The organism is Amycolatopsis coloradensis, assembly GCF_037997115.1.
GTDB classification, from domain to species: domain Bacteria; phylum Actinomycetota; class Actinomycetes; order Mycobacteriales; family Pseudonocardiaceae; genus Amycolatopsis; species Amycolatopsis coloradensis_A.
Window position 1 is genome coordinate 3,395,207 of sequence record NZ_CP150484.1, and the last position, 26,548, is coordinate 3,421,754.

Annotated in this window: 30 protein-coding genes; 16 read left to right on the forward strand and 14 right to left on the reverse strand. The window is 68.3% G+C overall.

The features are described 5' to 3' along the window. The first annotated feature begins 215 nt into the window (after positions 1-215). Both LCL61_RS16240 and LCL61_RS16245 read left to right on the forward strand, forming a co-directional pair. Positions 216-404: a hypothetical protein gene (locus LCL61_RS16240; RefSeq protein ID WP_340687582.1), complete on the forward strand. Its 189-nt coding sequence runs from the start codon at positions 216-218 to the stop codon at positions 402-404. 246 nt (positions 405-650) lie between these two features. After that, positions 651-1,259 carry a response regulator transcription factor gene (locus tag LCL61_RS16245; RefSeq protein WP_340687583.1) on the forward strand — a complete coding sequence of 203 codons (609 nt, stop codon included), beginning with the start codon at positions 651-653 and terminating at the stop codon, positions 1,257-1,259. Between the two features lie 17 nt (positions 1,260-1,276). Here the strand turns inward: LCL61_RS16245 and LCL61_RS16250 are convergent, their stop codons facing one another. Next, a complete protein-coding gene (locus LCL61_RS16250) occupies positions 1,277-3,598 on the reverse strand; it encodes a sensor histidine kinase (protein WP_340687584.1) in 2,322 nt (773 codons plus the stop codon). A 357-nt stretch (positions 3,599-3,955) separates the two neighbouring features. Here LCL61_RS16250 and LCL61_RS16255 point away from each other — a divergent pair, with 357 nt between their 5' ends. Continuing rightward, positions 3,956-4,576, forward strand: coding sequence for an L-threonylcarbamoyladenylate synthase (locus LCL61_RS16255; protein ID WP_340687585.1), 621 nt, complete (start codon positions 3,956-3,958; stop codon positions 4,574-4,576). A 43-nt stretch (positions 4,577-4,619) separates the two neighbouring features. On the opposite strand, the gene LCL61_RS16260 is transcribed toward LCL61_RS16255, so the two are convergent. From LCL61_RS16260 to LCL61_RS16270, 3 genes are all read right to left on the reverse strand, one after another. Further along, positions 4,620-5,306: a winged helix-turn-helix transcriptional regulator gene (locus tag LCL61_RS16260; RefSeq protein WP_340687586.1), complete on the reverse strand. Its 687-nt coding sequence runs from the start codon at positions 5,304-5,306 to the stop codon at positions 4,620-4,622. 47 nt (positions 5,307-5,353) lie between these two features. Next, entirely contained in the window at positions 5,354-6,166 is an 813-nt protein-coding gene (locus tag LCL61_RS16265) for an AfsR/SARP family transcriptional regulator (RefSeq protein ID WP_340687587.1), read from the reverse strand. A 163-nt stretch (positions 6,167-6,329) separates the two neighbouring features. Beyond that, positions 6,330-6,908 carry a response regulator transcription factor gene (locus tag LCL61_RS16270; RefSeq protein ID WP_340688603.1) on the reverse strand — a complete coding sequence of 193 codons (579 nt, stop codon included), beginning with the start codon at positions 6,906-6,908 and terminating at the stop codon, positions 6,330-6,332. A gap of 463 nt (positions 6,909-7,371) precedes the next feature. Here LCL61_RS16270 and LCL61_RS16275 point away from each other — a divergent pair, with 463 nt between their 5' ends. Beyond that, on the forward strand, positions 7,372-8,367 hold the full coding sequence (locus LCL61_RS16275; protein ID WP_340687588.1) for a DUF1702 family protein: 996 nt from the start codon (positions 7,372-7,374) through the stop codon (positions 8,365-8,367). 78 nt (positions 8,368-8,445) lie between these two features. Here the strand turns inward: LCL61_RS16275 and LCL61_RS16280 are convergent, their stop codons facing one another. After that, positions 8,446-9,144 (reverse strand): helix-turn-helix transcriptional regulator, encoded by a 699-nt coding sequence (locus tag LCL61_RS16280; protein ID WP_034313799.1) that lies wholly within the window; start codon positions 9,142-9,144, stop codon positions 8,446-8,448. Positions 9,145-9,609: 465 nt separating this feature from the next. On the opposite strand from LCL61_RS16280, the gene LCL61_RS16285 reads away from it, so the two are divergent. Beyond that, positions 9,610-10,215, forward strand: a complete 606-nt coding sequence (locus LCL61_RS16285) for a response regulator transcription factor (protein WP_340688604.1) — start codon at positions 9,610-9,612, stop codon at positions 10,213-10,215. 12 nt (positions 10,216-10,227) lie between these two features. Here LCL61_RS16285 and LCL61_RS16290 read toward each other — a convergent pair whose 3' ends face one another. Further along, the gene (locus tag LCL61_RS16290) at positions 10,228-11,307 is read right to left on the reverse strand and encodes a glutamate--cysteine ligase (RefSeq protein ID WP_340687589.1); all 1,080 of its coding nucleotides are present in this window, start codon (positions 11,305-11,307) and stop codon (positions 10,228-10,230) included. Between the two features lie 132 nt (positions 11,308-11,439). Between LCL61_RS16290 and pip the strand changes: the two genes are divergently transcribed. Further along, entirely contained in the window at positions 11,440-12,375 is a 936-nt protein-coding gene (gene pip / locus LCL61_RS16295; protein WP_340687590.1) for a prolyl aminopeptidase, read from the forward strand. 28 nt (positions 12,376-12,403) lie between these two features. Here the strand turns inward: pip and LCL61_RS16300 are convergent, their stop codons facing one another. Continuing rightward, on the reverse strand, positions 12,404-13,021 hold the full coding sequence (locus tag LCL61_RS16300) for a tyrosine-protein phosphatase (RefSeq protein ID WP_340687591.1): 618 nt from the start codon (positions 13,019-13,021) through the stop codon (positions 12,404-12,406). A gap of 236 nt (positions 13,022-13,257) precedes the next feature. Here LCL61_RS16300 and LCL61_RS16305 point away from each other — a divergent pair, with 236 nt between their 5' ends. After that, the gene (locus tag LCL61_RS16305; RefSeq protein ID WP_340685644.1) at positions 13,258-13,407 is read left to right on the forward strand and encodes a hypothetical protein; all 150 of its coding nucleotides are present in this window, start codon (positions 13,258-13,260) and stop codon (positions 13,405-13,407) included. A 117-nt stretch (positions 13,408-13,524) separates the two neighbouring features. Here the strand turns inward: LCL61_RS16305 and LCL61_RS16310 are convergent, their stop codons facing one another. Next, the gene (locus LCL61_RS16310) at positions 13,525-13,938 is read right to left on the reverse strand and encodes a VOC family protein (protein ID WP_340687592.1); all 414 of its coding nucleotides are present in this window, start codon (positions 13,936-13,938) and stop codon (positions 13,525-13,527) included. Between the two features lie 104 nt (positions 13,939-14,042). Between LCL61_RS16310 and LCL61_RS16315 the strand changes: the two genes are divergently transcribed. Together LCL61_RS16315 and LCL61_RS16320 are read left to right on the forward strand one after the other, a co-directional pair. Next, on the forward strand, positions 14,043-14,897 hold the full coding sequence (locus LCL61_RS16315; protein WP_340687593.1) for a sigma-70 family RNA polymerase sigma factor: 855 nt from the start codon (positions 14,043-14,045) through the stop codon (positions 14,895-14,897). A gap of 4 nt (positions 14,898-14,901) precedes the next feature. Beyond that, positions 14,902-15,300, forward strand: a complete 399-nt coding sequence (locus tag LCL61_RS16320; protein ID WP_340687594.1) for a VOC family protein — start codon at positions 14,902-14,904, stop codon at positions 15,298-15,300. Here the strand turns inward: LCL61_RS16320 and ligD (LCL61_RS16325) are convergent. Then, entirely contained in the window at positions 15,278-16,243 is a 966-nt protein-coding gene (gene ligD / locus LCL61_RS16325) for a non-homologous end-joining DNA ligase (RefSeq protein ID WP_340687595.1), read from the reverse strand. The two genes, LCL61_RS16320 and ligD (LCL61_RS16325), sit on opposite strands and share 23 nt — an antisense overlap. 46 nt (positions 16,244-16,289) lie before the next feature. Here ligD (LCL61_RS16325) and ligD (LCL61_RS16330) point away from each other — a divergent pair, with 46 nt between their 5' ends. The 5 genes from ligD (LCL61_RS16330) to LCL61_RS16350 all read left to right on the forward strand — a co-directional run bounded on the left by ligD (LCL61_RS16330) (position 16,290) and on the right by LCL61_RS16350 (position 21,046). Next, entirely contained in the window at positions 16,290-17,207 is a 918-nt protein-coding gene (ligD, locus tag LCL61_RS16330) for a non-homologous end-joining DNA ligase (RefSeq protein WP_340687596.1), read from the forward strand. Between the two features lie 60 nt (positions 17,208-17,267). Next, entirely contained in the window at positions 17,268-17,540 is a 273-nt protein-coding gene (locus LCL61_RS16335; protein WP_340687597.1) for a hypothetical protein, read from the forward strand. 105 nt (positions 17,541-17,645) lie between these two features. Continuing rightward, a complete protein-coding gene (locus tag LCL61_RS16340) occupies positions 17,646-18,179 on the forward strand; it encodes a MarR family winged helix-turn-helix transcriptional regulator (RefSeq protein ID WP_340688605.1) in 534 nt (177 codons plus the stop codon). A 79-nt stretch (positions 18,180-18,258) separates the two neighbouring features. Beyond that, positions 18,259-19,623: a pyridoxal phosphate-dependent decarboxylase family protein gene (locus tag LCL61_RS16345; protein WP_340687598.1), complete on the forward strand. Its 1,365-nt coding sequence runs from the start codon at positions 18,259-18,261 to the stop codon at positions 19,621-19,623. A 34-nt stretch (positions 19,624-19,657) separates the two neighbouring features. Next, positions 19,658-21,046, forward strand: a complete 1,389-nt coding sequence (locus LCL61_RS16350) for an amino acid permease (RefSeq protein WP_340687599.1) — start codon at positions 19,658-19,660, stop codon at positions 21,044-21,046. Here LCL61_RS16350 and LCL61_RS16355 read toward each other — a convergent pair. After that, positions 21,024-21,998 (reverse strand): ROK family transcriptional regulator, encoded by a 975-nt coding sequence (locus tag LCL61_RS16355; protein WP_340687600.1) that lies wholly within the window; start codon positions 21,996-21,998, stop codon positions 21,024-21,026. The genes LCL61_RS16350 and LCL61_RS16355 overlap by 23 nt on opposite strands. An 8-nt stretch (positions 21,999-22,006) precedes the next feature. Next, complete coding sequence (locus tag LCL61_RS16360) at positions 22,007-22,435, reverse strand: winged helix-turn-helix transcriptional regulator (RefSeq protein ID WP_083649928.1); 429 nt, start codon at positions 22,433-22,435, stop codon at positions 22,007-22,009. A gap of 91 nt (positions 22,436-22,526) precedes the next feature. Here LCL61_RS16360 and LCL61_RS16365 point away from each other — a divergent pair, with 91 nt between their 5' ends. Beyond that, positions 22,527-23,975 carry an MFS transporter gene (locus LCL61_RS16365; RefSeq protein ID WP_425342009.1) on the forward strand — a complete coding sequence of 483 codons (1,449 nt, stop codon included), beginning with the start codon at positions 22,527-22,529 and terminating at the stop codon, positions 23,973-23,975. On the opposite strand, the gene LCL61_RS16370 is transcribed toward LCL61_RS16365, so the two are convergent. After that, a complete protein-coding gene (locus tag LCL61_RS16370; protein ID WP_340687601.1) occupies positions 23,915-24,379 on the reverse strand; it encodes an SRPBCC family protein in 465 nt (154 codons plus the stop codon). The two genes, LCL61_RS16365 and LCL61_RS16370, sit on opposite strands and share 61 nt — an antisense overlap. Before the next feature lie 109 nt (positions 24,380-24,488). On the opposite strand from LCL61_RS16370, the gene LCL61_RS16375 reads away from it, so the two are divergent. Beyond that, positions 24,489-24,908: a hypothetical protein gene (locus LCL61_RS16375; protein WP_340687602.1), complete on the forward strand. Its 420-nt coding sequence runs from the start codon at positions 24,489-24,491 to the stop codon at positions 24,906-24,908. On the opposite strand, the gene LCL61_RS16380 is transcribed toward LCL61_RS16375, so the two are convergent. Then, entirely contained in the window at positions 24,889-25,887 is a 999-nt protein-coding gene (locus LCL61_RS16380; RefSeq protein WP_340687603.1) for an aliphatic amidase, read from the reverse strand. The genes LCL61_RS16375 and LCL61_RS16380 overlap by 20 nt on opposite strands. Continuing rightward, on the reverse strand, positions 25,874-26,497 hold the full coding sequence (locus tag LCL61_RS16385; protein ID WP_340687604.1) for an AmiS/UreI family transporter: 624 nt from the start codon (positions 26,495-26,497) through the stop codon (positions 25,874-25,876). Before LCL61_RS16385 ends, LCL61_RS16380 begins: the two co-directional genes overlap by 14 nt. Positions 26,498-26,548 lie beyond the last annotated feature (51 nt).

Consider the following 26,548-nt stretch of genomic DNA (forward strand, 5'->3'; position numbering starts at 1 on the left):
CATAAAGAGATCGCTTCGGCGCGCACCGTCACCGATGACGGTGCGCGTTACTCCATTCGATGGCGTTGATCGCGGGAATGGAGCAATCGCGAGAACCTTCCGGAGTAGGCAAAAAGCATATTCCCGCGATGATGCACGGCACTGGTTGGGAAACGGACATGCGGGCACGATCGTCTCATTGAAAGAAAGCCCCGACCAGCCTGGGAGTCATTTCGATGCAGAACGCTGCGACCGACAACGTCCGTTCGCTCTTCGCCGTCCGGGGAATCGACACCACTTCGGCCGGGCACCAGGTCGAGCTGGTGATCGACCGGTTCGACAACTGGTCCAACCGGCAGGGTGGGCAGGTCTTCGGCTGTTTCACCACCTGTGAGGTCCCTCCGCCTCTGGTCGAGGCGAGCTGAAACCCGGCCACCCGCTCCGCCGACCGCCTCTCACATCGCGAACGTGAGAGGCGGTCGGCTTTGTGAGCTTACGGAAAGTCGCCAATGAGTGCGGCACTCGTATCCGGGTAACTCGTTCGCCGCGTAATCCACCAAGTCGGATATCCCTTGGCAGAGTCGACTCATCACTCGAATGGTGGAACGCATTTCGGTTGGCCGTGTTTAAGTTGGGTGACGGGGGCAGCGTGCGCGGAGGGGGCGGCGCCGATGGTGATCAGAGTTCTCATAGCCGAGGACATGCATATCGTCAGAGGGGCCCTGGTAGCGCTCCTGCGGCTGGAGCCGGATATCGAAGTGGTGTCCGAAGTGGCGTCCGGAGACGAGATCCTGGCCGCCGCGCGGAGTTCGCGGATTCAGGTCGCGATCATCGACATCGACCTTCCCGGCAAGGACGGGCTCACCGCGGCCACCGAAATCCACGAGCAGCTTCCCGAGGTCAGGACGCTGATCCTGACCAGCCTCGGCAGACCAGGCACTCTTCGCCGGGCGCTGGCGGCCAAGGTCAACGGTTTCCTGTTGAAAGACGCCCCCGCGGAGAAGCTCGCCAACGCGGTGCGCGGGGTGGCCGCCGGACGGAGGATGGTCGACGGCGAGCTGGCGCTGGCCGCCTGGGACACCGTGGACTGCCCGCTGACCCCGCGCGAGATCGACGTCCTGCGGTTGACCGCGGAGGGCCGCGACACCCTGGAGGTCGCGGCGAAGGCGTTCCTCTCCACCGGAACGGTGCGCAACTACCTGACCACGATCGTGGCAAAGCTCAACGCACGCAACCGGGTCGACGCGATCCGGATCGCGAAGGAATCCGGCTGGCTCTGAGCGGTGCTGGCCGTGGTCTAGACCGGCACCACGGCACGCAACCGGAACCGTCCGTCGGCCTCGACACCGGCGGTCAACTCGCCACCCAGCCCGGCGACGCGATCCGACATGTTCGTGATGCCACTGCCCGCGACCTCGACCCGCGCCGGCTTGTCCGGATTCCGAGGTTGCCCGTTCACGACGCCGTCGTTGACGATGTCCAGCGCGACCCCGTTGCCGACCCGCCGCACCGCGATCTCGCATCGTTCGACCTTGCTGTGCCGCAACACGTTCGTCACGCTCTCGCGCAGCACCACGGCCAGCACCGTGCGCACCGGGGCAGGCAGATCCCCGTGTTCCATCTCCAGCCGCACCTGGACGTCAGCGGCCGTCAGTACCGCCTGTGCGGACCGCGACTCCTTGTCCAGCGACAGTTCGCGGTAGCCGCTTGCCACCGAGCGGACGTCGGTCAGTGCCTGCCGGGTCAGGCCGAGGATCTCCAGCAGCTCGTCGGAGGCCCGCGTGGTGTCGATGTCCATGATCCGGCTGGTCAGCTCGCTCTTCAGCGCGATCGCCGAGAGGCTCATGCCGAGCAGGTCGTGCAGGTCGCGGGCGAAGCGCAGCCGTTCCTCGGCGACCGCGACCTCGGCCAGCCGTTTCCTGGTCTCACCCAGTTCGGTCACCAGCCGGGTCAGCCAGATGAGCCCGAAGACCATCAGGCCGGTGTTCAGTTGGGACGCGAAGGTGTTGAACGCGTCGAGGAAGCCGGCGCCGGACTCGATCCGGATGAGCACGGGCCCGGCGACCGTCGCGGCGAACGCTGACCATCCCGCGATCGGCGGAAGCACCAGCAGGGCGGTGCCGGCGAACAGGCTGGGCAGGCTCACCCAGGCGTTCCCGAGCGGGATCAGCGGCAGAAAGACCAGACAGGCCTGGACGAACAGCAGCGCGTAGCTCCGCCGTGAGCGCAGCCGGACGTTCGGCCGGGCGAAATAGGCCAGTTGCAGGGTGACGAGTGCGGTGAGGGGGCCGGCGACGAGCGCGATGCGCCAGCCGTCCCCGGTCAGGTTGAAGACCCGGGACATGGCCGAGAGACCGAAGACGATGAAGACCGCCGTCAGCATCCACTGGACGTTCCTGGCGTCGATCCGGGACCAGTGACTGGGACCCCGCGCCAGTGCGGCTTCGGCGGGGTCGGCCTGCTCGGGCACCGGCAGTTCGGCATGGAGGCGCCATCGTCCGGTCGAGTCGGGACCCGCGCTGAGCGTCCCGCCGTGTCCGATGATCTCGTCTGTCACCTCGCGGAGGCTCTCGGCCGTCTCCGCCGGGACGTCCTCGTGCGCCGTGCCGTCGTGGACGATCTCCAGCGCGACGCGGCCCTCGCTGGTGCGCACGGCGATCTCGCAGTGTTGGACGCCGGTGTAGCGGAGCACGTTCGTGACGCCCTCTCGCAGCACCTTCGCCAGCAAGGTGCGCAGCTTCACCGGCAGCTCGACCTGTTCGAGATCGACCCGCACCGCGACGTTCGAGGCTGAAAGCAACGACACCGCGGTGCGCGATTCCTTGTCCAGCGACAGCTCACGGTACCCCCTGGCCACCGACCGCACGTCGGACAGCGTGCGCTGCGCGATCCCGGTGATCTCGGCCAGTTCCTCGCGCGCCCGCTGCGGTGACTTGCGCAGGAGCCGGTGCACCAGTTCACCCTTGAGCGAGATCGCGGACAGACCGAGCCCGAGCAGGTCGTGCAGGTCCTTGGCGAAGGCCAGCCTCTGCTCCGCCACGGCTCGCCTCGCCAGTTCGGTGCGGGCCTGATGCAGTTCGTTCACCAGCCTCGCGAGCCAGGTCAGCAGATACGTGACCAGCCCGTAGACCACCGCGCTGACCGTGTCGATCGTCGCTCCGAGCGCGGAGTCGGCATGGATCCACAGGATCCACGACGTGGCCGCGATGAGGGTGGTGAACACCGGCCAGCCGACCCGCGGGCGGAGGATCAGCAGCGAACTGCCGGCTGCGATGGTGGTCAGCGAGGTCAGCGCCTCGTCGAAGTGCAGTACCGGCAGATAGGCGAGACCGGTCTGGACCCCCAGAGTCGCCTTCGCCCGCCGGGTGTCCAGGCGGATCGCCGGGCGGCTGAAGTACAGCAGCTGGATCGCGAGCACGGGCCCGACGTACAGCACGGCCAGCAAGCCGTGCTGAAGGTCCATCCCAGGCTGAAGCAGGACGCCGAGCAGACCGAAGAGGCAGGCGTTGACGAAGACGACGGTGATGACCAGCCCGGCGAGGAACAGCGCCCGGCGAGGACGCCGGTCGATGCCGGCGGTTCCGAGAGGTTCGGCGGTCACAGCGAGCTGGTCCGGCACAGGCACCCCAGTCGTAACAGAAAGACGGCTCGATCTGGTCCGTTCCCCCTCGCGACGGCCCGGGCCTTGACACGGCCTTCCATCGCTATGATTCGGATCATAGCCCATGTTCGTTACCCGGGTCGGTCCCTTCGGATAACGGAAGAACGGCGAACAGGGAGACGCTTTCCCTGCTGGGGACGGGAAAAATCCGGTGTTCACCCGCACGGGTGTGGGCTGTTCGCACCACCGCGTTCATCGCGGAACATACCACGATGGAAGACGCGGCGGCCGGGAACGGGCGCGGAGATCCACTGTGTACGCGGCCCGCGACAGCCTCTCGCGGCGGGCGGGGCCCAGTGGCCTTAAGCTCTGCGCATGGCCAGGTATTTCGACGTACATCCGGAAAATCCGCAACGGCGCGCGATCGGACAGGTCGTCGACATCCTGCGCGAAGACGGGCTCATCGCGTATCCGACGGACTCCTGCTTCGCCCTCGGCTGCCAGCTGGGGAACAGGCAGGGCATCGACCGCATCCGGAGCATCCGCAAGCTGGACGACCGCCACCACTTCACCCTGGTGTGCCAGGATTTCGCTCAGCTGGGCCAGTTCGTGCACGTGGACAACGCGGTCTTCCGCGCGGTCAAAGCGTCCACCCCCGGCAGCTACACGTTCATCCTCCCGGCCACCAAGGAGGTTCCGCGCCGGCTGCTGCACGCCAAGAAGAAGACCGTCGGCGTGCGCATCCCGGACCACGTGGTCACCCAGGCGCTGCTGGGCGAACTCGGCGAACCGCTGCTGTCGAGCACGCTGCTGCTGCCCGACCAGGAGGAGCCGATGACCCAGGGCTGGGACATCAAGGAACATCTGGAGCACGTGGTGGACGCGGTGATCGACTCCGGTGACTGCGGGGTCGAACCCACCACCGTCATCGATTTCTCGTCGGGGGAACCGGAGATCGTGCGGCGGGGCGCCGGCGACACCGCACGGTTCGAATAGGAACGGCGGGACCGGCGTCCCGGCCCCGCCGCTGGAACGGTCCTCAGTGCGTGACGAGCCCTTCGGTCTTCGTCGGCGCGGAGGGGATGTGGAACATCCGGGTGAACAGCTCCAGCTTGTCCGGATCGCCCTTGACGGCCACGGCGCCGCTGGTGAGCGCGCTCGCCGCGTCCATCTCGCCGTTCAGCAGCTTCAGCATGTACGGGCCGCGCGGCTCGATGACGAGGTCCGGGTCCGGGTGCGTGCCCTCGCCCGCGGTCAGGGCGCCGTCCTCGATCACCGCGTGGATGACCATCTCGCCGCCGTAGTGCATTTCGAACGCGCAGTGGACGCCATGGGCCGCGTCCGGCTGGAACGTGGTGTACAGCGACAGGATGGCCGAGTCGAGGGTGAACAGGTCGTCCGCCGTCTGGTCGCCGAGCGAACGGGCACCCCACAGGCCCAGCTGCAGCAGGATCTGGTCGAGGTCGTTGCCGTACTCGGTCAGCTCGTAGACCACCCCGGCGTCGAGCTGCGAGAGCACCCGGCGCTGGACGACACCGTGCTGCTCCAGCTCGTTGAGCCGGGTCGACAGGATGCTCATCGGGATCTTCGGCAAGCCCTGTTGCAGCTCGTCGAACCGTTTCGGGCCGAGTACCAGGTCACGGATCACGAGCAGGGACCAGCGTTCCCCGATGATCTCGAGGGCGCGGGCGAGGCCGCAGAACTGGCCATAGGTGCGAGCGGTCATGCTTGACTCCTCATATTCCTGGATCTGGTCGTGGCGGTGGTGCTCGGTCAGCGGACCGGGTGTCCCTCGGAAAGCAGTTCGCGGTGCAGCTCTCGCAGTTCGGCGCTGGGTTTCACCCCCAGTTCGTCCTCGAGCCTGGAGCGCAGCCACTCGTAGGACGCCAGGGCGTCGCTGCGTCGTCCGCTGAGCCCCAGTGCGCGGATCAGGTGGGCGTGCAGGGTTTCGTCGAACGGGTCCGCGGTGGTCAGCGACCGCAGGACGCCGAGCATCTCCCGGTGCCTGCCGGCGCGGATCTCGGCCTCGATCCACAGGTCGCGGGCATCGCGCCGCTCCTCCAGCAGATAGACGGTGTAGGCGGCGAGGGTCGGTCCACAGTGGATGTTCGCCAGCGGGGGACCGGACCACAGGTCCAGTGCGGTACGGAAGGCGTGCGCGGCCGCCGCGTCGTCGCCTGCTTCGAGCAGTTCACGGCCGACCCGGTGGAGCCGCTGGAATTCCGCCACGTCGACCACATCCGCGTCGATCTCGAGCCGGTAGCCGGGCGGGCTGGTGACCAGCAGATCGCCGGTACCACCGGGGTCGAGGTGACGGCGGAGGTGGTGGACGTAGGTGTGCAGGGCCCGGCGGGCACTGCGGGGCGGGGCTTCGTTCCACAGTTCGTGCACGAGGGAGTCGACGTGGACCGTCCTGCCGGGGCGGATGAGCAGCATCGCCAGCAGTTGCAGGAGTTTCGGCGTGCTCGGCGCGCGATCGGTGGCATCGATGTGCAGTTCGAGCGGGCCGAGGAGCCGCGCGCGCACGCCGTGCGGCGCATCGGTCGAGGCGACCGTGTCACCCGGTTCGATCGTCATCGCGTACATCCCCTGCCCCTCCGGACTCCCCTCAATGACGGTGACAGAGGCGGAACCTTCGGAACAGTGCCGGAAACACACGACGGACCGTGATTTTTTCTTTGCCCCGTATGCGATCGTCACGAATTTGAGCGCTGAACCGGTTGTGGCAAAAGAGAAGACGCGAACCGGGTCAGAGCCAGTCCGAATCGCGGGCGATGCGGATGGCGTCCACCCGGTTGCGGGCGTTGAGTTTCGTCACCACGGTGGCGAGGTAGTTCCGGACGGTTCCCGGTGACAGGAACAGTTCCGCCGCGATGTCGGCGACCGTGTGCCCGTTCGCGGCGAGGCGGAGGATCTCGACCTCCCGCGGGGTCAGCGGGCAGTCCTCGGTTCCCCATGCGGACAAGGCGAGTTCGCTGTCGATGACCCGGCGGCCGGTGGCGACCAAGCGGACGGCGTTGGCGAGTTTGTCGGCGGGCGCGTCCTTGAGCAGGAAGCCGTTGACCTTCGCGTCGAGGGCGCGGCGTACGGTGCCTGGGCGGCCGAGCGACGTGAGGATCAGCGTGCGGACGTCCGGAAGTTGCTGGCAGAGTTCGGAAGCGGCGGTGAGCCCGTCTTTGGCGGGCAGATCGATGTCGATGATCGCGACGTCCGGCAGGTACTCCGCCGCCATCGGGAGGATCTTGTCGCCGGAACCCACCTCCGCGACGACCTCGATGTCTTGTTCGAGGTTCAGCAGGGCGACCAAGGCGCCGCGGACCAGGTGCATGTCCTCGGCCAACAGGACTCGGATCACTCCGACCTCCTCTTCCCCAGAAACACGGTAACTCTCAGTGTACCCAGCAAACCCGCAAGAGTGAATCTGATTCGCACGATACAAGGTTACGCATTTTCCGGTGGTAGATCGGCAAGATCGATTCCCTGGTGAGCTGCGACGATGGCGTGACTTCGAAGGTGGTGAAACTGCGACCAATCGATTACTCACCGTCAGGTAAGGAGTTGGCAAAAAATGGTGTCCCGAGTGGTTTTCATTTTCTGTTGAGTACTTGTATTCCGGTGAATTAGTCCGGCGAACGGGTGAACCCGCCCTTTCCGGGAGTCCGGGATGGCCTGTTCGGCGGTACCGGCGCCGATCTCGATCGGTCGTCGAGCGGGGGGAGACCGCGTCGTGGTGTCCTCGGCACGAGCCGGTTCGTGCGCGAATTCGCCACTATCCACAAAGGACGTATGTGATGAGCTCATTGCTGGGTGCTCTGCGTAAGGTGTTGTTCGCGCCTTCGCTGGCTTCGGTCGGTTTCGAGGGGCGCGGATTCGGAGTGCCGCCGACGCCGGCGACCGCACGCCTGGAGTCGATCCCGCAGTCGGTGGTGTGCGGGTTCGAATGGGGGATCGACGCGCCGGCGCTGTGGGAGGCCGAACGGCGGCTGGACATGGTCGAGCCCGAGATGCGCGGGTTCGCCTACGAGGGCGCGGCGATGGCGTTCACCATCCTCGACGTGATGCCCGGCGGCCGGAAGCACCGCACGGCCGAACTGATGAGCGGCCCCGGCCTCCCGCACGTCTTCCTGACCTACATCGGCATCGGGTTCGCGATGGCCCGCCTGCCCCGGCCGCTGTGGAAGAAGGTGCTGCCGGAGCTCGACGGCGTCCCGTTCCACCCGACGATGAGCTGGCTGGCCGTCGACGGCTACGCCTTCGACCGTGCCTACTTCGACACGGACAAGTGGGTCGGTGAGCAGTTCGTGCCCAAGCCATACCCGTGGGCGGGCGCCCCCGCGTACTTCCCCCGCGCCTGCGACCAGGGCATCGGGCGGGCGTTGTGGTTCATCAACGGCGGTGATCCGGTGAAGGTCGCCGAGGCGGTGGACCGCTTCCCCGCCGGACGCCGCCCGGACCTGTGGAGCGGTGTCGGGCTGGCCTCGACCTTCGCGGGCGGCTGTGACCAGGCCGGGCTGGAGAGGCTGCGCGAGGCGGCGGGTGAACACCAGGACGAACTCGGTCTCGGCGTCGTCTTCGCGGTGAAGGCGAGGACGTTCTCGTCGTTCGTCCCCCCGCACACCCGCCTCGCCGCGCGGACGCTCGCCGGGCTGAGCATCGAGGAGGCCGTCGACCTGGCCGACTCGACCGAGGTCACCGAGGACGCCGCGGACGGGACGCCCGCGTACGAGCTGTGGCGGCAGAACATCCGGGACGGTCTCGCCCCGTCGGCGGGCCGCCTGGCCGCCTGAGGGCCCCTGGATGTCACGAAAGGGTCGTTCAAGACGTCCGGCGTCTTGAACGACCCTTTCGCGACACGCGGGTGAGGCTCAGGCCGCCTGCCTGACCGGCTGCGGCCGGTGCCGCAGATCGGGGAGCGCGAGCAGGACCGGCGGGTCGAACAGGCGCTTGGGGCGCACCCGCAGGTCCGCCAGCCGCGCGGTGACGCCCGGTTCGACGGTGATCGGCCCGTGGTGCCCGGTGAGCCCGGTGCCGCGGCGCGTGAGCGGCCCGGTCACGCAGTGCGCGACGAGGTGCCAGGTGCCTTCGGGGACGTCGGTCAGCTGATAGGGGCCGGGGACGTCGATGACCGTGTGCCGCACGGGCGCGCCCTCGGGGATACGGGTCGGGAAGAGGCCGACGAACACGAGACCAGGTGAGATCTCCGGCGGCGCGGACACGAAACCGCGGACGATCGCCGGCTTCGCGCCGGGCAGGGGCTCGCCCGCCAGTCGGTGCTGGAAACCACCCTGCCGGCGGTACGCGGAGGGAGAGAGGCCCACGCGGTTACTGAACCGCGTGCTGAAGGTGCCGACACCGTTGTAGCCGACGCGGTGGCTGATGTCGGCGACCGAGATCGAGGTCGTCAGCAGCAGGCGTTTGGCCTCGTCGAGCCGCAGCGCGGACAGGAACCGGCCGGGAGAGACGCCGGTGGCCTGCTGGAACACCCTGCTGAAATGGAATTTGCTGAAGGTCGCGGCGCGGGCGATGTCGTCGATAGTGAGCTCTTCGCCCAGTTTCTCGTGCATGGCCCCAATGGCTCGCTCCACGGCTCGCCGGACAGTCTCATCCATTGTGCCGTCCTTTCGCTCGAGGATTTCTGGGATGTTTGTGGTTTCGACACTACTGTTCGCGACCGCTACTCCTGAAGTGCTTGATTCATCGTCCGATATGAATTCATGTGCTCGGCGACATGAAAATTTCACGGTCGCCCGTACCTCGGCAGGCCCATGCGAAAACCACAGTCCGGCAATGGTGTGCGCACTGGATCCCCGCGCCGGGTGGCCGCAGAATTCCTGGTAGCGCATTCACGTCGGAACCACCCCGACCGTGTTGGCGTGGTGCGAAGAACGTATTCCCGCGACAACACAGAACCGGCTCTTGACCACGCACCCCTCGGTGGTCAAGGGCCGGTTTCCATTTCGCGGAACGGTGTGTGAGGATAGTATCGTCGGCTCGGGGGAGCGACGCGGGCGGAAAGGCAGATGGGGTCGATGATCAAGGTCCTGGTGGCCGAGGACATGCACATTGTCCGGGGGGCACTGGTCGCGCTGCTCGGCCTGGAAGCCGACATCGAGGTCGTCGCCGAATGCGCGAGCGGCGACGAGATCCTCCCGCTCGCCCAGTCCACGCGCCCCGACGTCGCGCTCATCGACATCGACCTGCCGGGCAAGGACGGTCTCACCGCGGCCGCCGAGCTGCATGAGCAGCTTCCCGGGGTTCGCACGCTGATCCTCACCTCGCTCGGCAGCCCCGGCACCCTGCGGCGGGCGCTGGCCGCGAAGGTCAACGGCTTCCTGCGCAAGGACGCGCCCGCCGACCGGCTCGCCAACGCGGTCCGCGGGGTCGCCGCCGGACGGCGCGTCGTCGACGGCGATCTGGCGCTCGCCGCCTGGGACAGCGAGGATTGCCCGCTCACCACCCGCGAGATCGAGGTGCTCCGGCTGGCGTCGGTCGGCTCCGACCCGACCGAGATCGCCGCCGAGTTGTTCCTGTCCGCCGGTACCGTGCGGAACTACCTGACGACGATCGTTTCGAAGCTCAGCGCCCGCAACCGGGTCGACGCGGTGCGGATCGCCAGGGAGTCCGGCTGGCTGTGACGCGGGGGCGCCTCACCTGGCCGGGACGGGCATCGTGGCGTGGGCGAGCTCCGCGGCGAACTCGCCGGGGGAAGCCGCTTCCGCGAGCAACCGGCGTTGCCGGGCCGCGCCGGTGCCGTGGTCGAACAGCGCTTCCAATCCTCGTTCGACGTCGTCCGCGTCGCCCGCGGCTCTGAGCGCCGGCCGGACGAACTCGACGAGGTCGCCGAGCAGATCACGCTGTTCGGCCTCCCTGCCGGTGAAGACGTCGACGCCCGGCCCGTCCAGCCCTCGGCGCGCGGCCGCCGTCAAGGCCGCGCCGATCCGGGCACCGCGGGCGCGAGGCGGTCTCGTCGTCGCCGCGCAGGTCGCGACCAGTCCGCGCACCAGCGCGGCGAGCAGCACCGCGTCGTCGACGGACAGGCAGACGTCGGCGATCCGCACCTCGACCGTGGGGTATCGAGGGGAAAGGCGGGCATAGAAGTACACCCCCGCCGCGTCGAGGGCGGCGCCGTGGCGCACGGCCTCCCCGATGCTCCGGTCGTACGCGGCCGCGCCGGACCATTCGTCGGGTGGTCGCGCCGACGGCCACCGGTCCCAGAGCGGGAAGCGCCTGCTCGACCATCCGGAGTCGATGCCGTTTTCGACCGGGGAGTTGACACTGAGCGCCAGCAACGGCGCGAGCCACGGCCGCAGCCCGGCGAGAACCCGTGCGCCGAGATCCCGCGACGGCAGACCGACGTGCACATGGCAGGCGCAGGTCCCCGCCTCGCGGATCAGGTCCGGGAACGCCTGTGCCATCCGCAGGTACCGGGGCTCGGGCGTGAGCGTGTCTCCCCGCAGGCCGCAGGGCGGGATGCCCGTCGCCACCATCAGGCAACCGTCGGCCCGCGCCGCCGTCGCGACGATCTGCCGCAGCCGCGTCAGTTCCGAGCGCACCTCGTCCAGGCCGCGGCAGACGCCGGTCGCGGTCTCGATCTGGAACCGCATCAGCTCACCGGTGACGTCCGGCCCAGGGGCGAGACCGGCGAGTAGTTCGGGGGCTCGCAACGCGACCGAGCCGTCCACCGGGTCGAGCAGGACGAACTCTTCTTCCATACCAAGGGTGAACATGGTTCCCCGTTCCGTGGTTTCGCCGATGTCACTGAATCTGCCCGCTCTGGCGCGGCGAGGAAAGGGCCGGTGTGCTGAACTTCGTTGCGGCGAAAGTGTTTCGGGGTCTCACTGACGGTCTAGGCTGGGTTCATGATCGATCTGTATCCCCCAGTCGAGCCGTATGACAAAGGACTGCTCGATGTAGGTGACGGCAACCTCGTCTATTGGGAGACCTGCGGGAATCCGGCCGGGAAGCCGGCGGTGATGCTGCACGGCGGCCCCGGGCAGGGCTGTACGCCGGGCATGCGGCGGATGTTCGACCCGGCCCGCTACCGCGTGGTGCTGTTCGATCAGCGCGGTTGCGGCCGCAGCACCCCGCACGCGAGCGACCCGGCGACCGACCTGCGGCACAACACGACGGATCATCTCGTCGCCGACATGGAACGGCTGCGGAAGCATCTGGGTATCGAACGCTGGCTCGTCACCGGAGGTTCGTGGGGCACGACGCTCGCGCTCGCCTACGCCGAACGGTTCCCTGAGCGGGTCACCGAGATCGTCGTCATCTCGATCAGCACGACACGGCCGTCCGAGATCGACTGGCTGTATCACGGCGTCGGCCGGTTCTTCCCCGAAGAATGGGCCCGCTTCCGCGGTGATCTCACCGGCGATCTGGTCGCCGCCTATGCCCGGCTCATGGAAGATCCCGACGCCCGGGTGCGGACCGAGGCCGCCCGCTCCTGGTGCGTCTGGGAGGACACCGTGCTGTCACTGGAACCCGGCGCGACCGTCCACAATGGCCCGATCGGCGAGTGGGAACTCGCGTTCGCGCGCCTCGTCACGCACTACTACTCCCACGCGGGCTGGCTGGAGCCCGGCGCGCTGATCCGCGACGCCGGTCTGTTGCGGGACATTCCCGGCGTGCTGATCCACGGCCGCCGGGACCTGAGCTGCCCGGTGGACACGGCCTGGGAACTCGCCCGCGCCTGGCCAGGAGCGGAGTTGCTGATCGACGACGACTCGGGACATCACTCGAGCGACGTGAAACGAACGTGGAAGCTGGCGGCGCTGGAGCGGTTCGCGGTCTGAGGGTACTGGGACGCGTTTGCCTTACCTCTCAAGAGGAAAGCAGGCGGTTCCGCACCTGCGCGAGCTGGGCATGGGTCGCTCCGCCCTTCAGCAAGTACGCGTGCACGCCTCCGTGACGGTCGTTCAGATGAGCCAGCGTCCGGAGGATCGTGTCACCGCTGCAACCATCCGTGCGTGCGTAATCCTCGGCGATCGAAGCGGGTGGAACGTCCGCGACGCTCAACGCGAGCGCCACGAGCACACCCGTCCGGTCGCGACCCGCGCCGCAATGCACCGCGAGCGGGCCGGGCGGTGCGTCACCCAGCTGAACGAAGACGCCGGTGATCCGGCGCCGGTTTTCGTCGAGCATGGTCCGGTAGGCGTCCGGCATGGTGGTGCCTTGCTCGGCCAATTCGGCGATCAGGGGAGTGTTGCGGTACACGGGATCGCCGGCGAACGGGCTGGGGCCCGACACGGTCTCCCGTGCCCACCGGAGGTCCAGTATGCGACCGATCCCCGCGCCGCGGACCGCGGCGATTCCGTCGTTCGTCAACCGGTCGTGGCTGTCCGATCGGAAAAGCGCGCCGAATCGGATCCGCCGGCCATCGGCCGAGGGCAGTCCGCCTACGTCGCGGCCGTTGAGGCAGCCATCCCAAACCAGCTTCATCACGCGACTCCAAGGTGAGTTGTCGTCGAGCTTAGACGGTTTCTCGCTGGGGTCGGCCTATGTCCTGAGGTACATGGTGTTGCGTCTTGGTGTGCCGGTGGGGTCGAGGTAGGTGGGTGGGGTGAAGNACGTCTGATTTGTCCGATTACCGAGCCTCCCCGCGCCGACAGGATGCGAAGCGCAATTCCTTTCGACAACAAGGAGAACCGCGTGAGCATCGGGCAAGAGGTCGGATCGTGGCGGGAACTGGGCCGCCATACGAGCACCGGCAGGCGGCGGCCACGATCGCGACGATCCTGGCGATGTCGACCGCGTTCGGCGCGGCGGTCGCCGGTCTGCTGGTCAACTTCGGTGGTCACGTCTGCGAGGTGGCTGTTGCGGCCTGAGTCCGGTCAGTTCCGGGAGCGCCTCGTGCGCACGCGCGGGGGCGCTTCCGGACAACGGCCGTCGCACCGGATGTGCGCCCAGACGATCTTCCCGCCCCGCACCGGCTCACGCGGTGTTCACTCCGCGTACGGCTGATCCGTGCCCTTCGCGCTGTAGCCGATGCTCCAGATATAGCCGTCCAGGTCCGCGAAGGTGCCGCCGTACCCGCCCCACGGCAAGGCGCCTGCGGGTTTCAGGATCGTGGCGCCGGCCTTCTCCGCCTCCGCGACGACCTCGTCGACGCGGGTTTCGCTGCGGACGACGTAGGTGAGGACCAGCCCGCTGAACCCGCTGCCTTCGGGGCTCGTGCCCACCTGACCGGCCAGTCCTTCGCGGCCGTAGAAGCCGACCCGCGAGCCGCCGTCCGGTTCGAAGAACACCGAGACGCCGTAGTCGTCCTTGATCTTCCAGCCGAGCCCCTCCGTGTAGAACGCCTTGGACCTGGCCAGGTCCTGGACACCGAGGAGGATCGAGCTGACGTGCGCTTTCATGATGTTCTCCTGTGGACTCGAAAGGTGGTCGGACCGGCGATGTCACATCGGGACGGGCTCACCGGTCATTCGATGTGACAGACCCGGACGGAGGAATGTGACAGATGGCCGAGCACGATTGGGTGAGCGAGCGGTTCGCCGAGCACCAAAGCCGCTTGCGGGCGGTGGCCTACCGGATCCTCGGCTCACCCGGGGAGGCCGAGGACGCGGTGCAGGAGGCGTGGCTGCGGGTCAGCCGCGCGAACACCGACGAGATCGAGAATCCGGCGGGCTGGCTGACCACGGTCGTCGCCAGGGTGTGTCTGAACATGCTGGAATCCCGCCGCGCCAGGCGGGAGGAGTCCGCCGGGGCGCTGCCGCCCGAGCCCGCTGTGCCGGACACCGGCCAGGAAGACCCGGAGGACGAGGCGTTGCTGGCCGACTCGGTCGGTGTCGCGCTGATGGTGGTGCTGGACAAGCTGACCCCCGCCGAGCGGCTCGCGTTCGTCCTGCACGACGTGTTCGCCGTGTCGTTCGGCGAGATCGGCACCGTCCTGGGCCGTTCCCCGGCCGCGTCCCGGCAGCTCGCCAGCCGGGCGCGGCGCCGGGTGCAGACCGCCTCCGACGAGACCGACGCCGCGCGATCCCCGAAGCGGGAGGTCATCGCCGCCTTCCTGGCCGCGGCCCGGAACGGGGATTTCGAAGCCCTGCTCGAACTGCTCGACCCGGACGCCGTGGTCGGCGAGGTCCGCGGCGGCCAGGCGGTGGCGGCCTTCTTCTCCGGACGCGCCGAGGCGGCCCGGCTCGCCCTGGTCGACGGCGTTCCGTCGGCCGTTTGGTCGCATCGCGGCGAGGCGAAGGCCGTCTTCACGTTCGGCTTCGGCAACGGGAAGATCACCCGGATCGACATCGACACCGACCCGGAGCGCCTCCGGGGCCTCGACATCGCCTTTCTCAGCGCCAAAGTCAGCGAAGTCTGACGGCATGGACCTCCGGTTCTCCTCCTGCACGCTCGCCGTCCACGATCTCGACGGCGCGCTTGGCTTCTACCGTGACGTGCTCGGCTTCACCCTGTGGAACGACGGACCGGTGAGTGTCGGTCCGCCTTCGCAGCCGGACGTGCGGATCATCCTCGAACCACCCGGCGCCGACCGTGGTGTCTCACCGGCGGACCGGTCCGCGATCGAAGACCTGATGTCCAAAGCCTTGCTGAGCCGTCTCGTCTTCGCGACCGACGACTGCGACGGCACTTTCGAGCGCATCGAGGCCGCGGGCGCGGAAGTGATTCAGGAACCGATCGACCGCCCCGGCGGAGTCCGCGACTGTGCCTTCCTCGACCCCTCCGGCAACATGCTGCGCTTCATCCAGCGGAGGGAAACTTGACGTCCTCGGGCGTCTTGTCCGCCCGCAGTCCTCGCCAGGTCGTGTGCCGCAGACGGCCGTCCGGGGTCCAGTTCCGGTGCACGACCTCCCCGACGAGTTCGGGCTCCACCCAGTGCACCCGCCGTGCCCGGTCGCGGGGGACCTCCGAAGCGAACGGTGGCTTCTTCCGTTCCAGCGGGGTGAGCCGGGCGTGCAGGTCTTCGAGGACCTTGTCGCTGAATCCGGTCCCGACGTCGCCGATGTACCGAAGGCCGCCGGAGTCGTCGTGCGCGCCCAGCAGCAGCGCGCCGAGTGTTCCCGAGCGCCGTCCGTCGCCGGGGCGCCAGCCGCCGATCACGACCTCTTGGGTGTGCCACAGCGCCCGTTTGATCCACTGCCGCGTCCGCTTGGCGGGGTAGTACCGGCTGTCGAGCTTCTTCGCGATCAGCCCTTCTAGTCCGTGTTGCCGGACGACTTCGAGCAACTGATCGGGGGAGATGTCGCCGTCGGTGTACCCCGGCGGGACGGCGATGCGGCCGCCTGCGCCCAGGGACGTCAGCATCTCGCGCCGGGCTTCGTACGGCTCGTCGAGCAGGACGTCTCCATCGAGGAACAGCACGTCGAAGGCGAAGAAGTGCACTGGGCTGCGTTCCAGCAGCGACTCGTCCGGAGTGCGCAGATGCCGCGTTTGCAGCAGCGGGAAGCTGGGCCGTCCCTGGTCGTCGAGGACGACGATCTCGCCGTCGAGGACGGCCTCGCGGCCGCTGAGCGCCTCAGCGGTCACGTCCGGGTACGTCGCCGTGACGTCGAGGCCGCGGCGGCTGGTCAGGCGCGTCTCGCCGTCCCGCGCGACACGCAGGCAGCAGCGGTAGCCGTCCCATTTGTATTCGTAGCCCCATCCGCCGGTGGGCAGGTCACCGTCGGTCGCCAGCATCGGGGCGATCGCGTCCGGCACGGTGCTCATGCCTCACGGTACCCCGGAAACCCCGCCGGTGATCTATCGTCGAAGGGTGCCTGAGGAGCGGATAACGGTCGAGGTCGAGGGGCGGCGGCTGGGCCTGTCCAATCTGGACAAGGTGCTCTACCCCGCGCACGGTTTCACCAAACGCGAGGTCCTCGACTACTACCGCCGGATAGCCCCCGTCATGCTCCCCCATCTGCGCGACCGCGCAGCCACGTTCCGCCGGTTCCCCGACGGTGTCGACGGCGAACCGTTCTACGAGAAGAACGTTTCCCGGCACGCCCCCGACTGGGTGCGCACGGCGCGGCTCACCAACCGCGGCCGCCGGGGCGGGGACGAGACGCTCGACTACCCGGTCGTCGGCGACCTGCCGACCCTGATGTGGGCGGCCAATCTCGCCGCGCTGGAACTGCACATTCCACAGTGGATGGTCGGCCCCCGCGGCGCGCGGAAATCGCCTGATCTGCTGGTGTTCGACCTCGATCCCGGGCCGCCCGCGGACGTCGTCGACTGCTGCCGGGTGGCCGAGACCCTCAGCGACCTGCTCATCGGAGACGGTCTCACGGTGTACGCGAAGACGAGCGGCAACAAGGGAATGCAGCTGTACTGCCCGGTGCGCACGCGGTCCGACGAACGCACCTCCGAGTACGCCAAGGCCGTCGCGGAGGAACTAGCGCGCCGCTCACCGGAAACCGTGGTCGCCAGGATGACGAAGGCCATCCGCCCCGGTCGCGTGTTCATCGACTGGAGCCAGAACAACACCGCCAAGACCACCATCGCGCCGTACTCGCTGCGGGGCCGTGCCATCCCGACCGTCTCCACGCCGGTGACCTGGGAGGAGGTCGAAGCCTGCCGCAAGGCCGAGGACCTGCTGTTCACCGCCGAGCAGGTGCTTGAGCGCGTGGAGGAGATGGGTGACCTGTTCGGCGACATCGCCGAGCATCGGGCGGCCGTCCCCCAACGGTGACCGGTGTCATGTTTGAACCGTGGCCGACGGGAAACTCCCAGTTCAGAGGAGTGACCCCGAATGAACGAAACAGTCAAAGACCCCGAAGACCTCTCATGCCGGGCCCTGGCCATGCTGCGAGCCGTGGCTCAGGGCCGGGCTGAAATCACCATCAGCCTGGAACCGGACCTCTATGTCGACGGCCTGCCGTGCAGCGACCAGAGCACGGCCCACCGCCTCGCCCACGCCGGGCTGATCCGGCTGCCCGCCGGTGGCGTTCCCGGCAGCCGGGTACCTGCGGAATTGTCCGAAACAGGACAAGATCTCCTGGAGCCGCTGGCGTCCGCCGCCTAGGCCCGGAAAGGCCACTGTGGACTCACGCCCGTTCCGCATACGATCTGCGGAGCGGGTGCGCGGGGGTGCGTGCCCATCGGGCTGGTACCTCCGGGGCCGGTGAGGATGTGGCTGTTGACCGGGTATCACACACTGGCCGAGACCGAGAACGCGGTGCGGGCCAAACTGGGCGGGATCCCGCTGCTGTGGGAGCGGATGGAGGCGGTGGCCAATCTCCACCGCGCCGCGACGGCCGTCCGGCTGCATTTCGAGAACTCGGTTCTGCGCACCGCCGGTCTCACCTGGACCGCGTTCGTGGTGCTGTGGGTGGTGTGGATCTTCGGTGAGAAGGAGACCAGGCACGTCGCCGCGGAATCCGGCATCACCAAGGGGACGCTCACCGGGGTCATGAAAACCTTGGAAGCGCACGGACTGGTCACCCGGCGCAAACATCCCGTCGACGGACGTTTGGTGCTGCTCGCGCTGACCCCGGAAGGGGAGCGGCTGATGCGGGAGCTCTTCCCGGAGTTCAACCAGGAGGAAGCGTTCGTCACCGAACGGCTCAGCCCCGCGGACTGCACCGCGCTGGCCGGTTCGCTGCGGGAGATCGTCAGGCAACTGGAGGAGAAGGGCGAGGAACGGCGTACCCGGAAAAACTGACCCCTACCGAAGACGGTTGCGTGAGGCCTCCGCCGACTCCTACGTTTTTTGGAGCCGAACGAAGCGAAGGGCGCGCTTGATGGACTTCCGGTACTGGCTCGGTCAGGCGTTGACGTCGAACGAGGCGTGGGCGGAGACGTTCGGCTCCTTCCGGCCGCATCCGTCGCTGGAGATCTCCGACGGGCGGTTCGAGGCCGCGTTCGAAGAGCTCACGGAGCGGTTGAAGGACAACTATCCGTTCTTCCACCCGTCCTACGCGGGCCAGATGCTCAAACCGCCGCATCCGGCCGCGGTGGTCGGCTACCTGGCCGCGATGCTGGTCAACCCCAACAACCACGCCCTCGACGGCGGCCCGGCGACCGCCGAGATGGAACGCGGGGTCGTCCGGCAGCTGGCCACGATGTTCGGCTACACCGAGCATCTGGGGCATCTGACCACCAGCGGCACGGTGGCGAACCTCGAAGCGCTGTTCGTCGCGCGGGAAACGCATCCGGGCAAGGGGATCGCGTACAGCGCCGAGGCGCACTACACGCACGGCCGGATGTGCGGCGTGCTCGGCGTCGAGGGGCATACGGTGCCTGTCGACGCGCGCGGCGCGATGGATCTCGACGCGCTCGAAAAGCTGCTGCGCACCGGGAAGATCGGCACCGTGGTGCTCACCGCCGGCACGACCGCGCTCGGCACGGTGGAGCCGGTCCACGAGGCGCTGGCGCTGCGTGAACGCTACGGCGTCCGGGTGCACGTCGATGCCGCCTACGGTGGGTTCTTCCGGCTTCTGTCCGGGTTGGACGGTCCGGAAGGGCTGCCCGAAGCCCCGTGGCTCGCCATCGCCGAGGCCGATTCGATCGTCATCGACCCGCACAAGCACGGCCTCCAGCCCTACGGTTGCGGCGCGGTGCTGTTCAAGGATCCCGCGGCGGGCCGGTTCTACCTGCACGATTCGCCGTACACCTACTTCACCTCGGAAGACCTCCATCTCGGCGAGATCAGCCTCGAATGCTCCCGGGCGGGTGCGGCCGCCGCCGCGTTGTGGCTCACTTTCCGGGTGCTGCCGCCCACACCCGACGGGCTGGGCCGGGTGCTCGCGGCCGGACGCCGCGCGGCCTTGCGGTGGGCGAAGCTGCTGGAGGACTCCGAGAGGTTCGACCTGTACCAGCGACCGGAACTCGACATCGTCACCTACTTCCCCCGCACGGAACCGCTTTCGCTGTCGAGTATCGACCAGGCGAGCGCGCGGATCCTGCGCAACGGCATGGCCGCGGCGAGGGAACCGGTGTTCCTCAGCACGCTGCGGGTGAGCGAGCCGCAGTTCGGTCTGCGTCACACCGGGTTCGACGCGGACGCGGACGGCGCGCGGATCCTGCGTAGCGTGCTGATGAAGCCCGAAAGCGAGGACCACGTCGACCGGCTCCACGAGCGGCTGGAAGAGTTGTCCCGCGGTTGAGCTTCCGGATACACCGCAGACGAATGGATTCGCCATGCCCGCACCACGTCCCGCCGAACCCGTGACCGCGATCGAGACCCGGTCGCTCGGTACCGGTTTCCGGCGGCGGCACGTCACCATGCTGGCCATCAGCGGCGCGATCGGCGCCGGGCTGTTCGTCGGCACCGGCGCGGGGATCAAGACCGCGGGCCCCGGCATCCTGCTGTCGTACGTGGTCGCGGGTCTGCTCATGGTGCTCGTGATGCGCATGCTGGGTGAGATGGCCGCCGCCGAGCCGAGCAGCGGCTCGTTCTCGGTGTACGCGGAAAAGGCGCTCGGTCGCTGGGCCGGGTTCACCGTCGGCTGGCTGTACTGGTCACTGCTGGTGGTCGTGGTCGCGGCCGAGGCCACCGCGGCGGCGGGGATCGCGAACGGCCTGCTGCCGCGGATTCCACAGTGGACCTGGGTGCTGCTGTTCATGGCCGTGCTGACCGTGGTGAACCTGTTCGCGGTGCGCTCGTTCGGGGAGTTCGAGTTCTGGTTCGGCGCGATCAAGGTGACCGCCGTGGTCGGCTTCCTCGTCCTCGGCACGCTCGCGGTGTTCGGGATCCTGCCGGGCACGACGCCGGTCGGCCTGGACAACCTCACCGGGCACGGTGGTTTCCTGCCCAACGGCCTCCAAGGCGTGCTGACCGGCCTGCTCGCGGTCGCGTTCTCCTTCGGCGGCATGGAACTGGTCACCATCGCCGCGGCGGAGTCCGAGGACCCGGCGGATTCGATCCGCCGCACCACGCGCACGGTCATCGTGCGGCTGCTGCTGTTCTACGTCGGTTCCGTGGCGCTGATGGTGTTGTTGCTGCCGTGGGAGACCGCTTCGGCCAACACCAGCCCGTTCGTGACCATCCTGGAGCGGATCGGGGTGCCGTCGGCGGCGCTCTTGATGAGTTTCGTCGTGTTGACCTCCTTGCTCTCGGCGCTGAACGCGAATCTCTACGGCGCTTCGCGAATGGTGTTCTCCCTGGCCGGCCGCGGTGAAGCGCCGCGCGCGATGCTGAAGCTGTCCTCCGCGGGCGTCCCGCGGACGGCGGTGCTCGCTTCGGTGGCCTTCGGTTTCGTGGCCGTGCTGCTGAACTTCCTCGCCCCCGAACACGTCCTGCCGTTCCTGCTGAACGCCATCGGGGCGAATATCCTGCTGGTCTGGATCTTCGTCGCCGTCTCGCAGTTGCGGCTGCGGAAAGCGGCGGAACGGGACGGCACGGCCGCGGAACTGCCGGTGCGGATGTGGGGTTTCCCGTGGCTCAGCTGGGTCGCGCTGATCGCGATGGCGGGCGTGCTCGTTCTCATGTGGACGGACGCCGACGCGCGGACGCAGCTGTTCACCAGCGGTGCGGTGGCCGTGCTGATCGTGGTGATCAGCCTGCTCAGGCGACGTCCGCGACGCTGAACAGGTCGCGCTCCACCCGGCTCAGCGCCAGCCGGACCGCGCCGAGCGCCACCGAGTCTTCGCCGAGGGCCGCCGTCTCGACGCGGACCGGGAAGAGGCACAGCCGGGCCAGTTCGGCGCGCAGCGGCGTCGTCAGCGAATCTTCGGAGCCGCTGATCACCACCAGCCGCGGGTCGACGGCGAGCACGGTCGCGGCGACGAGTTCGACGAACCCGCCGGCCTGGCGCAGGGCGCCGATCTCGCCTGCCGCGCCGTGGTGGCCCGTGTGCAGCTTCCCGCCGAGCAGCAGGCCCAGCGAGACGGTGCGCCCGGCCCGCACGTAGACGACGTCGTCGACGCCGCGCGCGGCACCGCGCCAGTGTTCGGCCAGCGCCGCGAGTCTGGTGTCGTTCCCGGCCAGCACCGGGCAGCCGCCGCCGAACTCCGCGGGCAGGTCGACGCCGGTCCAGCCGGGAAGACGGTCGTCGCGGAGGACTTTGCCGCCGGACACCACGCCGGTGGTGCCGATGCCGAGCACCCGCACGTTGACATGGCCTTCGACGGCCGCGGCGAGCACCCGGTGCGCGGTGCCGAGCCGGTCCGCGGCGGCCGCTTCCGGGGTGAGCCCGGCTTTCGCCCGTCCGACGACCTCGCCCCGCAGGTCGGCGACCAGGCACAACGCCTGATGCGGGCCGATCTCCAGCCCGGCGACGTGCCCGGACTCGTGGCGGAAGCGGTACCGCTTGGCGGGGCGTCCCACCGGCCGCGGCGTGCCGGGGGGAAGCGGGACCTCCTCGACCAGCCCCTGTTCACCGAGGTCGGCGGCGATCTCCTCGACCGTCGGGCGGGAGACCTCGCTCGCCTTGACCAGTTCCGCGAGGGTGAGCTCCTCGGCCGCGTACAGCGCCCGCAGGACGGCGATGGCGTTGAGCCGCCGCAGCAGTGACGGATCCCCTCCGGACAGTCTGGCCATGCGGCTCCCTAGGCGGTGACGCGTTTGTCGTACTGGGCGCGCGCGAGGGCGATCTCGCTCTGGTGGTCCTCGGTCCAGGTGACCAGCGACTGGATGGTCTGATGCAGCGTCATGCCCAGCGGTGTCAGCGCGTACTCGACCCGCGGCGGCACGACCGGGTAGACGGTCCGGTTCACCAGCCCGTCGCGTTCCAGATGCCGCAGCGTGGTGGTGAGCATGCGCTGGCTGATGCCGTCGATCTTGTACTTGAGTTCGGTGAACCGCAGCGTGTTCCGGTCGAGCAGCGCGATCACCAGGAGCGACCACTTGTCCGCCACCCGGTCGAGGATCTGGCGGACCTCGCAGTCCTCGCGCGTGTCCCACTGGAAGGCCTCGTAGTCCTCCTCGGTGAGTTCGCAACGACTGGGTGAGTTCAAAGTGCCTTCTTCCATGGTCATCGATAGTGACGGACGATCCCTTTGGTTACAAGAGGGAACCGACCGGCTGATGAGTAACCGTCGGTTCCCGTTCACTGAGGGAGAGTCGATCTTGAGCAACACACGAACGCCGCCGCGCGCCGACCGGATGGGCGGGCGGGCCTGGGGCGTGCTCCTGGTGCTGTGCGGCGCCATCTTCCTGGAGGGCATCGACGTCGCGATGCTGAACGTGGCGCTGCCGTCCATCCGGGCCGAACTCGGGCTGTCGACGGCGACGCTGAGCGGCGTCGTGAGCGCCTACGTGCTCGGCTACGGCGGGTTCATGCTGCTGGGCGGACGCGCCGCCGACATGTACGGCCGCCGTCGCATGTTCCTCGCCTGGCTGGTGGTGTTCCTCGTCTTCTCCGGGCTGGGCGGATTCGCCACCGAAGGCTGGATGCTGCTGCTCGCCCGGTTCGTCACCGGCGTCGCCGCGGCCTTCATGACCCCGGCCGGGCTGTCCATCATCACCACGAGCTTCGAGGAAGGCCCGAAACGCAACAAGGCGCTGCTGTTCTACGCCGGCACCGGAGCGGGCGGTTTCTCGCTCGGCCTGGTCATCGGCGGCCTGCTGACCAGGATCGACTGGCGATGGGTGTTCTTCACACCGGTGATCCTGTCCGCCGTCATCCTGCTCGCCGCGCTGTGGCTCATCAAGGAACCGGCGGGCGAGGAACGCGTGCCGCGTCGCCTGGACTTCCCCGGAGCGCTCACCGTGACCGTGGCGATGCTGCTGATCGCCTACGCGGTGGTCCGCCTGGAACACCCTGGACAGGGCTGGGGCTGGACCCTCGCGTCGTTCGCCGGGGGAGTGGCGGCGCTGGCGGCCTTCGTGGCCGTCGAACGCCGCTCGCCCGCGCCACTGGTGCGGTTGGGCATCCTGAAGTCGGGGACGCTGGTGCGGGCGAACGCCGGCGCCCTGCTGTTCGCGGGATCGTTCTTCGGGTTCCAGTTCCTCGTCACGCTGTATCTGCAGGAACTGCGGGGCTGGTCGACGCTGGAGACGAGCCTGGCGCTGCTGGCCGTCGGGATCGACGCGATCCTCGCGCCGACGCTGACCCCGCGGCTGGTGGCGAGGTTCGGCAACACCCGGCTGATCTTCGGCGGACTCGTGCTCGCCGCCGTGGCGTACGCGCTCTTCCTGCCGCTGGGCCTGGACTGGACATATGCGGCGATGTTCCCGTCGATGATCATCCTGGGCCTCGGGTTCGCGCTCGCCTACGGTCCGCTGACGATCGTCGCCACCGACGGGATCGCCGAGGAAGAACAGGGACTCGCGGGCGGGTTGCTGTACACGGCGTTCCAGTTCGGCGCGGCGCTCGGGCTGTCCGCGGTGACCGCCGTCAACGTCGCCGCGCTCGGTGACGGTTCGCGAGAGGCCGCGCTCGGCGGTTTCCGGGCTGCGCTGGTCGTGCCGCTGGTCATGGCCGTCCTCGCCGCGATCGTGATCGCGTCCGGCCGTCAGCGCGTTTCGGCGAAGGAGGCCAGGTTGGCCAGTGAAGAGGCGATACCGGCCTCGTGATCGGCCTGGCCGATGCCGGACGGCACGTCCGTCGCGGTGACGGTCACCTCGGTGGCGTGATCCGCGGCGGCCAGGCTCCAGGTCATCGTCATGGTGCCCGCGAACGCCGGGTCTTCGGACTCGAAGACGGCCTTTTGCACCACGCGTTCCGCGGGCACCAGCTCGGCGAACCCGACTTCGACCACGTCCGTCGCGTCCGACGATTTGCCGGGCGCGGCGGACGCGTCGAGGTAGGTGAGGACCATGCGGAAACCGCCGCCGGGACGCGGATCCCAGTGCTCGATCCGGCCGCGCATCCCCTCGGGCGGCAGCCAGGCTTCGAGCGACTCGCGGTCCAGGAGTGCCTGGTAGACGGTCTCGGGCGGGGCGGCGATCGTCCGGCTGCCGCTGTCGATCCTGTCCATGACGCCGAGTCTAGGGGCGGATAGGCTGATCATCGCGGATCACGGACGGCGGTGGTCCGGGGAAGGGTGATCCGCCTTCCTCGGCGGCTGGCTCCTCGTCGCCGGGCCCATGTACCAGGGCGCGCTCGAACTCCGTGAGGAGAGCGAGCGCTTTCGCGACCTGCGGTCGGTCGAGGTGCCCCGGCCCGATTTCGGGGAGCCCGTTTCCCGCTGGTGGTGGCTGCTGCCGCCGGTGGCCGTCGCCAAGGAACGGCGACGGAGGCGCAAGGTGCACCGCGAGGTCATGAAGTCGTTCACGGCCGAGCAGCGGCGCACCATGGCCACCTTCGCCAACAAGGCCCGCGGCTGGTTCATCGTGACCGCGGGCGCCTTCTTCATCGCCCTCAAGGAAACGTGGCACCTGAACCATCTGTACCACTGGCCTTTGTGGACCTACTTCGCGCTCGTGCTCGTCCCGCTCGCGCTGAGTTTCGCCCACACGTCGAGGGGTGTCCGGCTCACCGTCCTCATCATGGGTGCCGAGGAGTGATGGTGTCGCGGGTGATCGACTCGACCTTCTCCTGCGCCTTCTTGGCGTCGGTGACCCAGAGCTTGTAGAAGTCGAACGGGCACTCGGCCACGCCCTTGTCGCCTTCGTCCGCGTCCCGCACCCCGGTGTAGCCGCGGTGCAGCAGCTTGAAGATGTGGTTCTGCGACTGGTCGTAGGTGCGCGCGTCGCGGATCGCCGAGACCGACAGTTGCGCGTACTGGATCCCGTATTCCTCTTCGCCGGTCTCGCCGAGGGTGCGGCCGTCGAAGCCGATGATCGCGGAATGGCCGAAGTACGAGTACACGCCGTCGAAACCGGCGGCGTTCGCCACGGCGACGTAACAGTTGTTGGCCCACGCCATCGCCTTGGCCATCAGGATCTGCTGCTCCTTGGCCGGGTACATGTAGCCCTGGCAGCGCACGATCAGTTCGGCGCCCTTCATCGCGCAGTCGCGCCAGATCTCCGGGTAGTTCCCGTCGTCGCAGATGATCAGCGAGATCTTCATGCCCTTCGGGCCGTCGCTGACGTAGGTGTCTTCGCCCGGGTACCAGCCTTCGATCGGGCACCACGGCAGGATCTTGCGGTACTTCTGGACGATCTCGCCGCGGTCGTTGATGAGCACGAGCGTGTTGTACGGCGGCTTGTTCGGGTGGTCCTCGTGCCGCTCGCCGGTGATGGAGAAGACGCCCCAGGTCTGGGCTTCCCGGCACGCGGCCGCGAAGATCTCGGTCTCCTCGCCGGGGATCGTCGCCGCGGTCTCGTACATTTCCTTCGGGTCGTACATGATGCCCTGCGTCGAGTACTCGGGGAACACCACGAGATCCATGCCGGGAAGCCCGGACTTCATGCCCACCACCATTTCGGCGATCTTGCGGGCGTTGCCGAGGACTTCGGCCTTGGTGTGCAGCCGCGGCATCTTGTAGTTGACCACCGCGACACCGACCGTGTCCGGGCTGGCGGAAATGTCACCGTGTCGCATGAAGACTCCTTTTCTCCGAACGGTTTTTCAGGACGTCGAGGGAACCGGCGGCCGCGACCAGCGCCACCGCGATCGCCGCCGCCAGCAGCGCGGTGCCGCCGTCGCTGCGGTAAGCGCCGGTCAGGCCGAGGAAGGCGGGCACCGTGCACGTCGGCTGGCTGAGCAGCAGGACGGTCCAGCCGGTGAAGCGCGTCAGATGGTCTTTCCCGAGGCCGAGCACCAGGAAGAACAACGTCCACAGCAACGCCCAGGACAGCCAGATGACCCCGAACACCGGGTCGTTGTCGTGCCAAAAGGCGATTCCCGCGTACACCATGGCCGCGCCCGCCACGAAGAGCGAGAACCAGCCGATACCTTCGGGTGCCAGGCCCGCGAGGTTCGCGATGCCGACGTACAGGTAGGTGAAACCGAACAGGTACAGGCCGGACGCGGCGAGGATCGCGTCCGGATTCCCGTTCGCCTGGACGATCAGCACGGTCGGGGTGACGCACTGCAGCGCGCCGACGAACAGGTTCAGCACCGCCGCCGAACGCGGTGGTACCCGTCCGAGCAACATCAGGCCGTTGATCATCAAGGCGGCGCCGACGTAGAGCAGGCCCACGTTGCCCATGCTCACCTCCGCATAACGTGCGTCATATGGAATAATTTCAAATGAAACTAA

Excerpts from the sequence above, each read along its gene's own strand:
- LCL61_RS16385 (WP_340687604.1), bottom strand. The coding sequence starts at position 26,497 with ATGGGCAACGTGGGCCTGCTCTACGTCGGCGCCGCCTTGATGATCAAC.
- LCL61_RS16335 (WP_340687597.1), top strand. The coding sequence starts at position 17,268 with ATGAACGAAACAGTCAAAGACCCCGAAGACCTCTCATGCCGGGCCCTG.
- LCL61_RS16265 (WP_340687587.1), bottom strand. The coding sequence starts at position 6,166 with ATGTACGCGATGACGATCGAACCGGGTGACACGGTCGCCTCGACCGAT.
- LCL61_RS16270 (WP_340688603.1), bottom strand. The coding sequence starts at position 6,908 with ATGCACCTGGTCCGCGGCGCCTTGGTCGCCCTGCTGAACCTCGAACAA.
- LCL61_RS16310 (WP_340687592.1), bottom strand. The coding sequence starts at position 13,938 with ATGAAAGCGCACGTCAGCTCGATCCTCCTCGGTGTCCAGGACCTGGCC.
- LCL61_RS16360 (WP_083649928.1), bottom strand. The coding sequence starts at position 22,435 with ATGACCATGGAAGAAGGCACTTTGAACTCACCCAGTCGTTGCGAACTC.
- LCL61_RS16255 (WP_340687585.1), top strand. The coding sequence starts at position 3,956 with ATGGCCAGGTATTTCGACGTACATCCGGAAAATCCGCAACGGCGCGCG.
- LCL61_RS16370 (WP_340687601.1), bottom strand. The coding sequence starts at position 24,379 with ATGGACAGGATCGACAGCGGCAGCCGGACGATCGCCGCCCCGCCCGAG.
- LCL61_RS16345 (WP_340687598.1), top strand. The coding sequence starts at position 18,259 with ATGGACTTCCGGTACTGGCTCGGTCAGGCGTTGACGTCGAACGAGGCG.
- LCL61_RS16315 (WP_340687593.1), top strand. The coding sequence starts at position 14,043 with ATGGCCGAGCACGATTGGGTGAGCGAGCGGTTCGCCGAGCACCAAAGC.
- LCL61_RS16260 (WP_340687586.1), bottom strand. The coding sequence starts at position 5,306 with ATGACCGCTCGCACCTATGGCCAGTTCTGCGGCCTCGCCCGCGCCCTC.
- LCL61_RS16300 (WP_340687591.1), bottom strand. The coding sequence starts at position 13,021 with ATGAAGCTGGTTTGGGATGGCTGCCTCAACGGCCGCGACGTAGGCGGA.
- LCL61_RS16320 (WP_340687594.1), top strand. The coding sequence starts at position 14,902 with ATGGACCTCCGGTTCTCCTCCTGCACGCTCGCCGTCCACGATCTCGAC.
- LCL61_RS16285 (WP_340688604.1), top strand. The coding sequence starts at position 9,610 with ATGATCAAGGTCCTGGTGGCCGAGGACATGCACATTGTCCGGGGGGCA.
- LCL61_RS16350 (WP_340687599.1), top strand. The coding sequence starts at position 19,658 with ATGCCCGCACCACGTCCCGCCGAACCCGTGACCGCGATCGAGACCCGG.
- LCL61_RS16280 (WP_034313799.1), bottom strand. The coding sequence starts at position 9,144 with ATGCACGAGAAACTGGGCGAAGAGCTCACTATCGACGACATCGCCCGC.
- LCL61_RS16240 (WP_340687582.1), top strand. The coding sequence starts at position 216 with ATGCAGAACGCTGCGACCGACAACGTCCGTTCGCTCTTCGCCGTCCGG.
- LCL61_RS16245 (WP_340687583.1), top strand. The coding sequence starts at position 651 with ATGGTGATCAGAGTTCTCATAGCCGAGGACATGCATATCGTCAGAGGG.
- ligD (WP_340687595.1), bottom strand. The coding sequence starts at position 16,243 with ATGAGCACCGTGCCGGACGCGATCGCCCCGATGCTGGCGACCGACGGT.
- LCL61_RS16340 (WP_340688605.1), top strand. The coding sequence starts at position 17,646 with ATGTGGCTGTTGACCGGGTATCACACACTGGCCGAGACCGAGAACGCG.
- LCL61_RS16375 (WP_340687602.1), top strand. The coding sequence starts at position 24,489 with ATGTACCAGGGCGCGCTCGAACTCCGTGAGGAGAGCGAGCGCTTTCGC.
- LCL61_RS16380 (WP_340687603.1), bottom strand. The coding sequence starts at position 25,887 with ATGCGACACGGTGACATTTCCGCCAGCCCGGACACGGTCGGTGTCGCG.
- LCL61_RS16275 (WP_340687588.1), top strand. The coding sequence starts at position 7,372 with ATGAGCTCATTGCTGGGTGCTCTGCGTAAGGTGTTGTTCGCGCCTTCG.
- LCL61_RS16290 (WP_340687589.1), bottom strand. The coding sequence starts at position 11,307 with ATGTTCACCCTTGGTATGGAAGAAGAGTTCGTCCTGCTCGACCCGGTG.
- LCL61_RS16355 (WP_340687600.1), bottom strand. The coding sequence starts at position 21,998 with ATGGCCAGACTGTCCGGAGGGGATCCGTCACTGCTGCGGCGGCTCAAC.
- pip (WP_340687590.1), top strand. The coding sequence starts at position 11,440 with ATGATCGATCTGTATCCCCCAGTCGAGCCGTATGACAAAGGACTGCTC.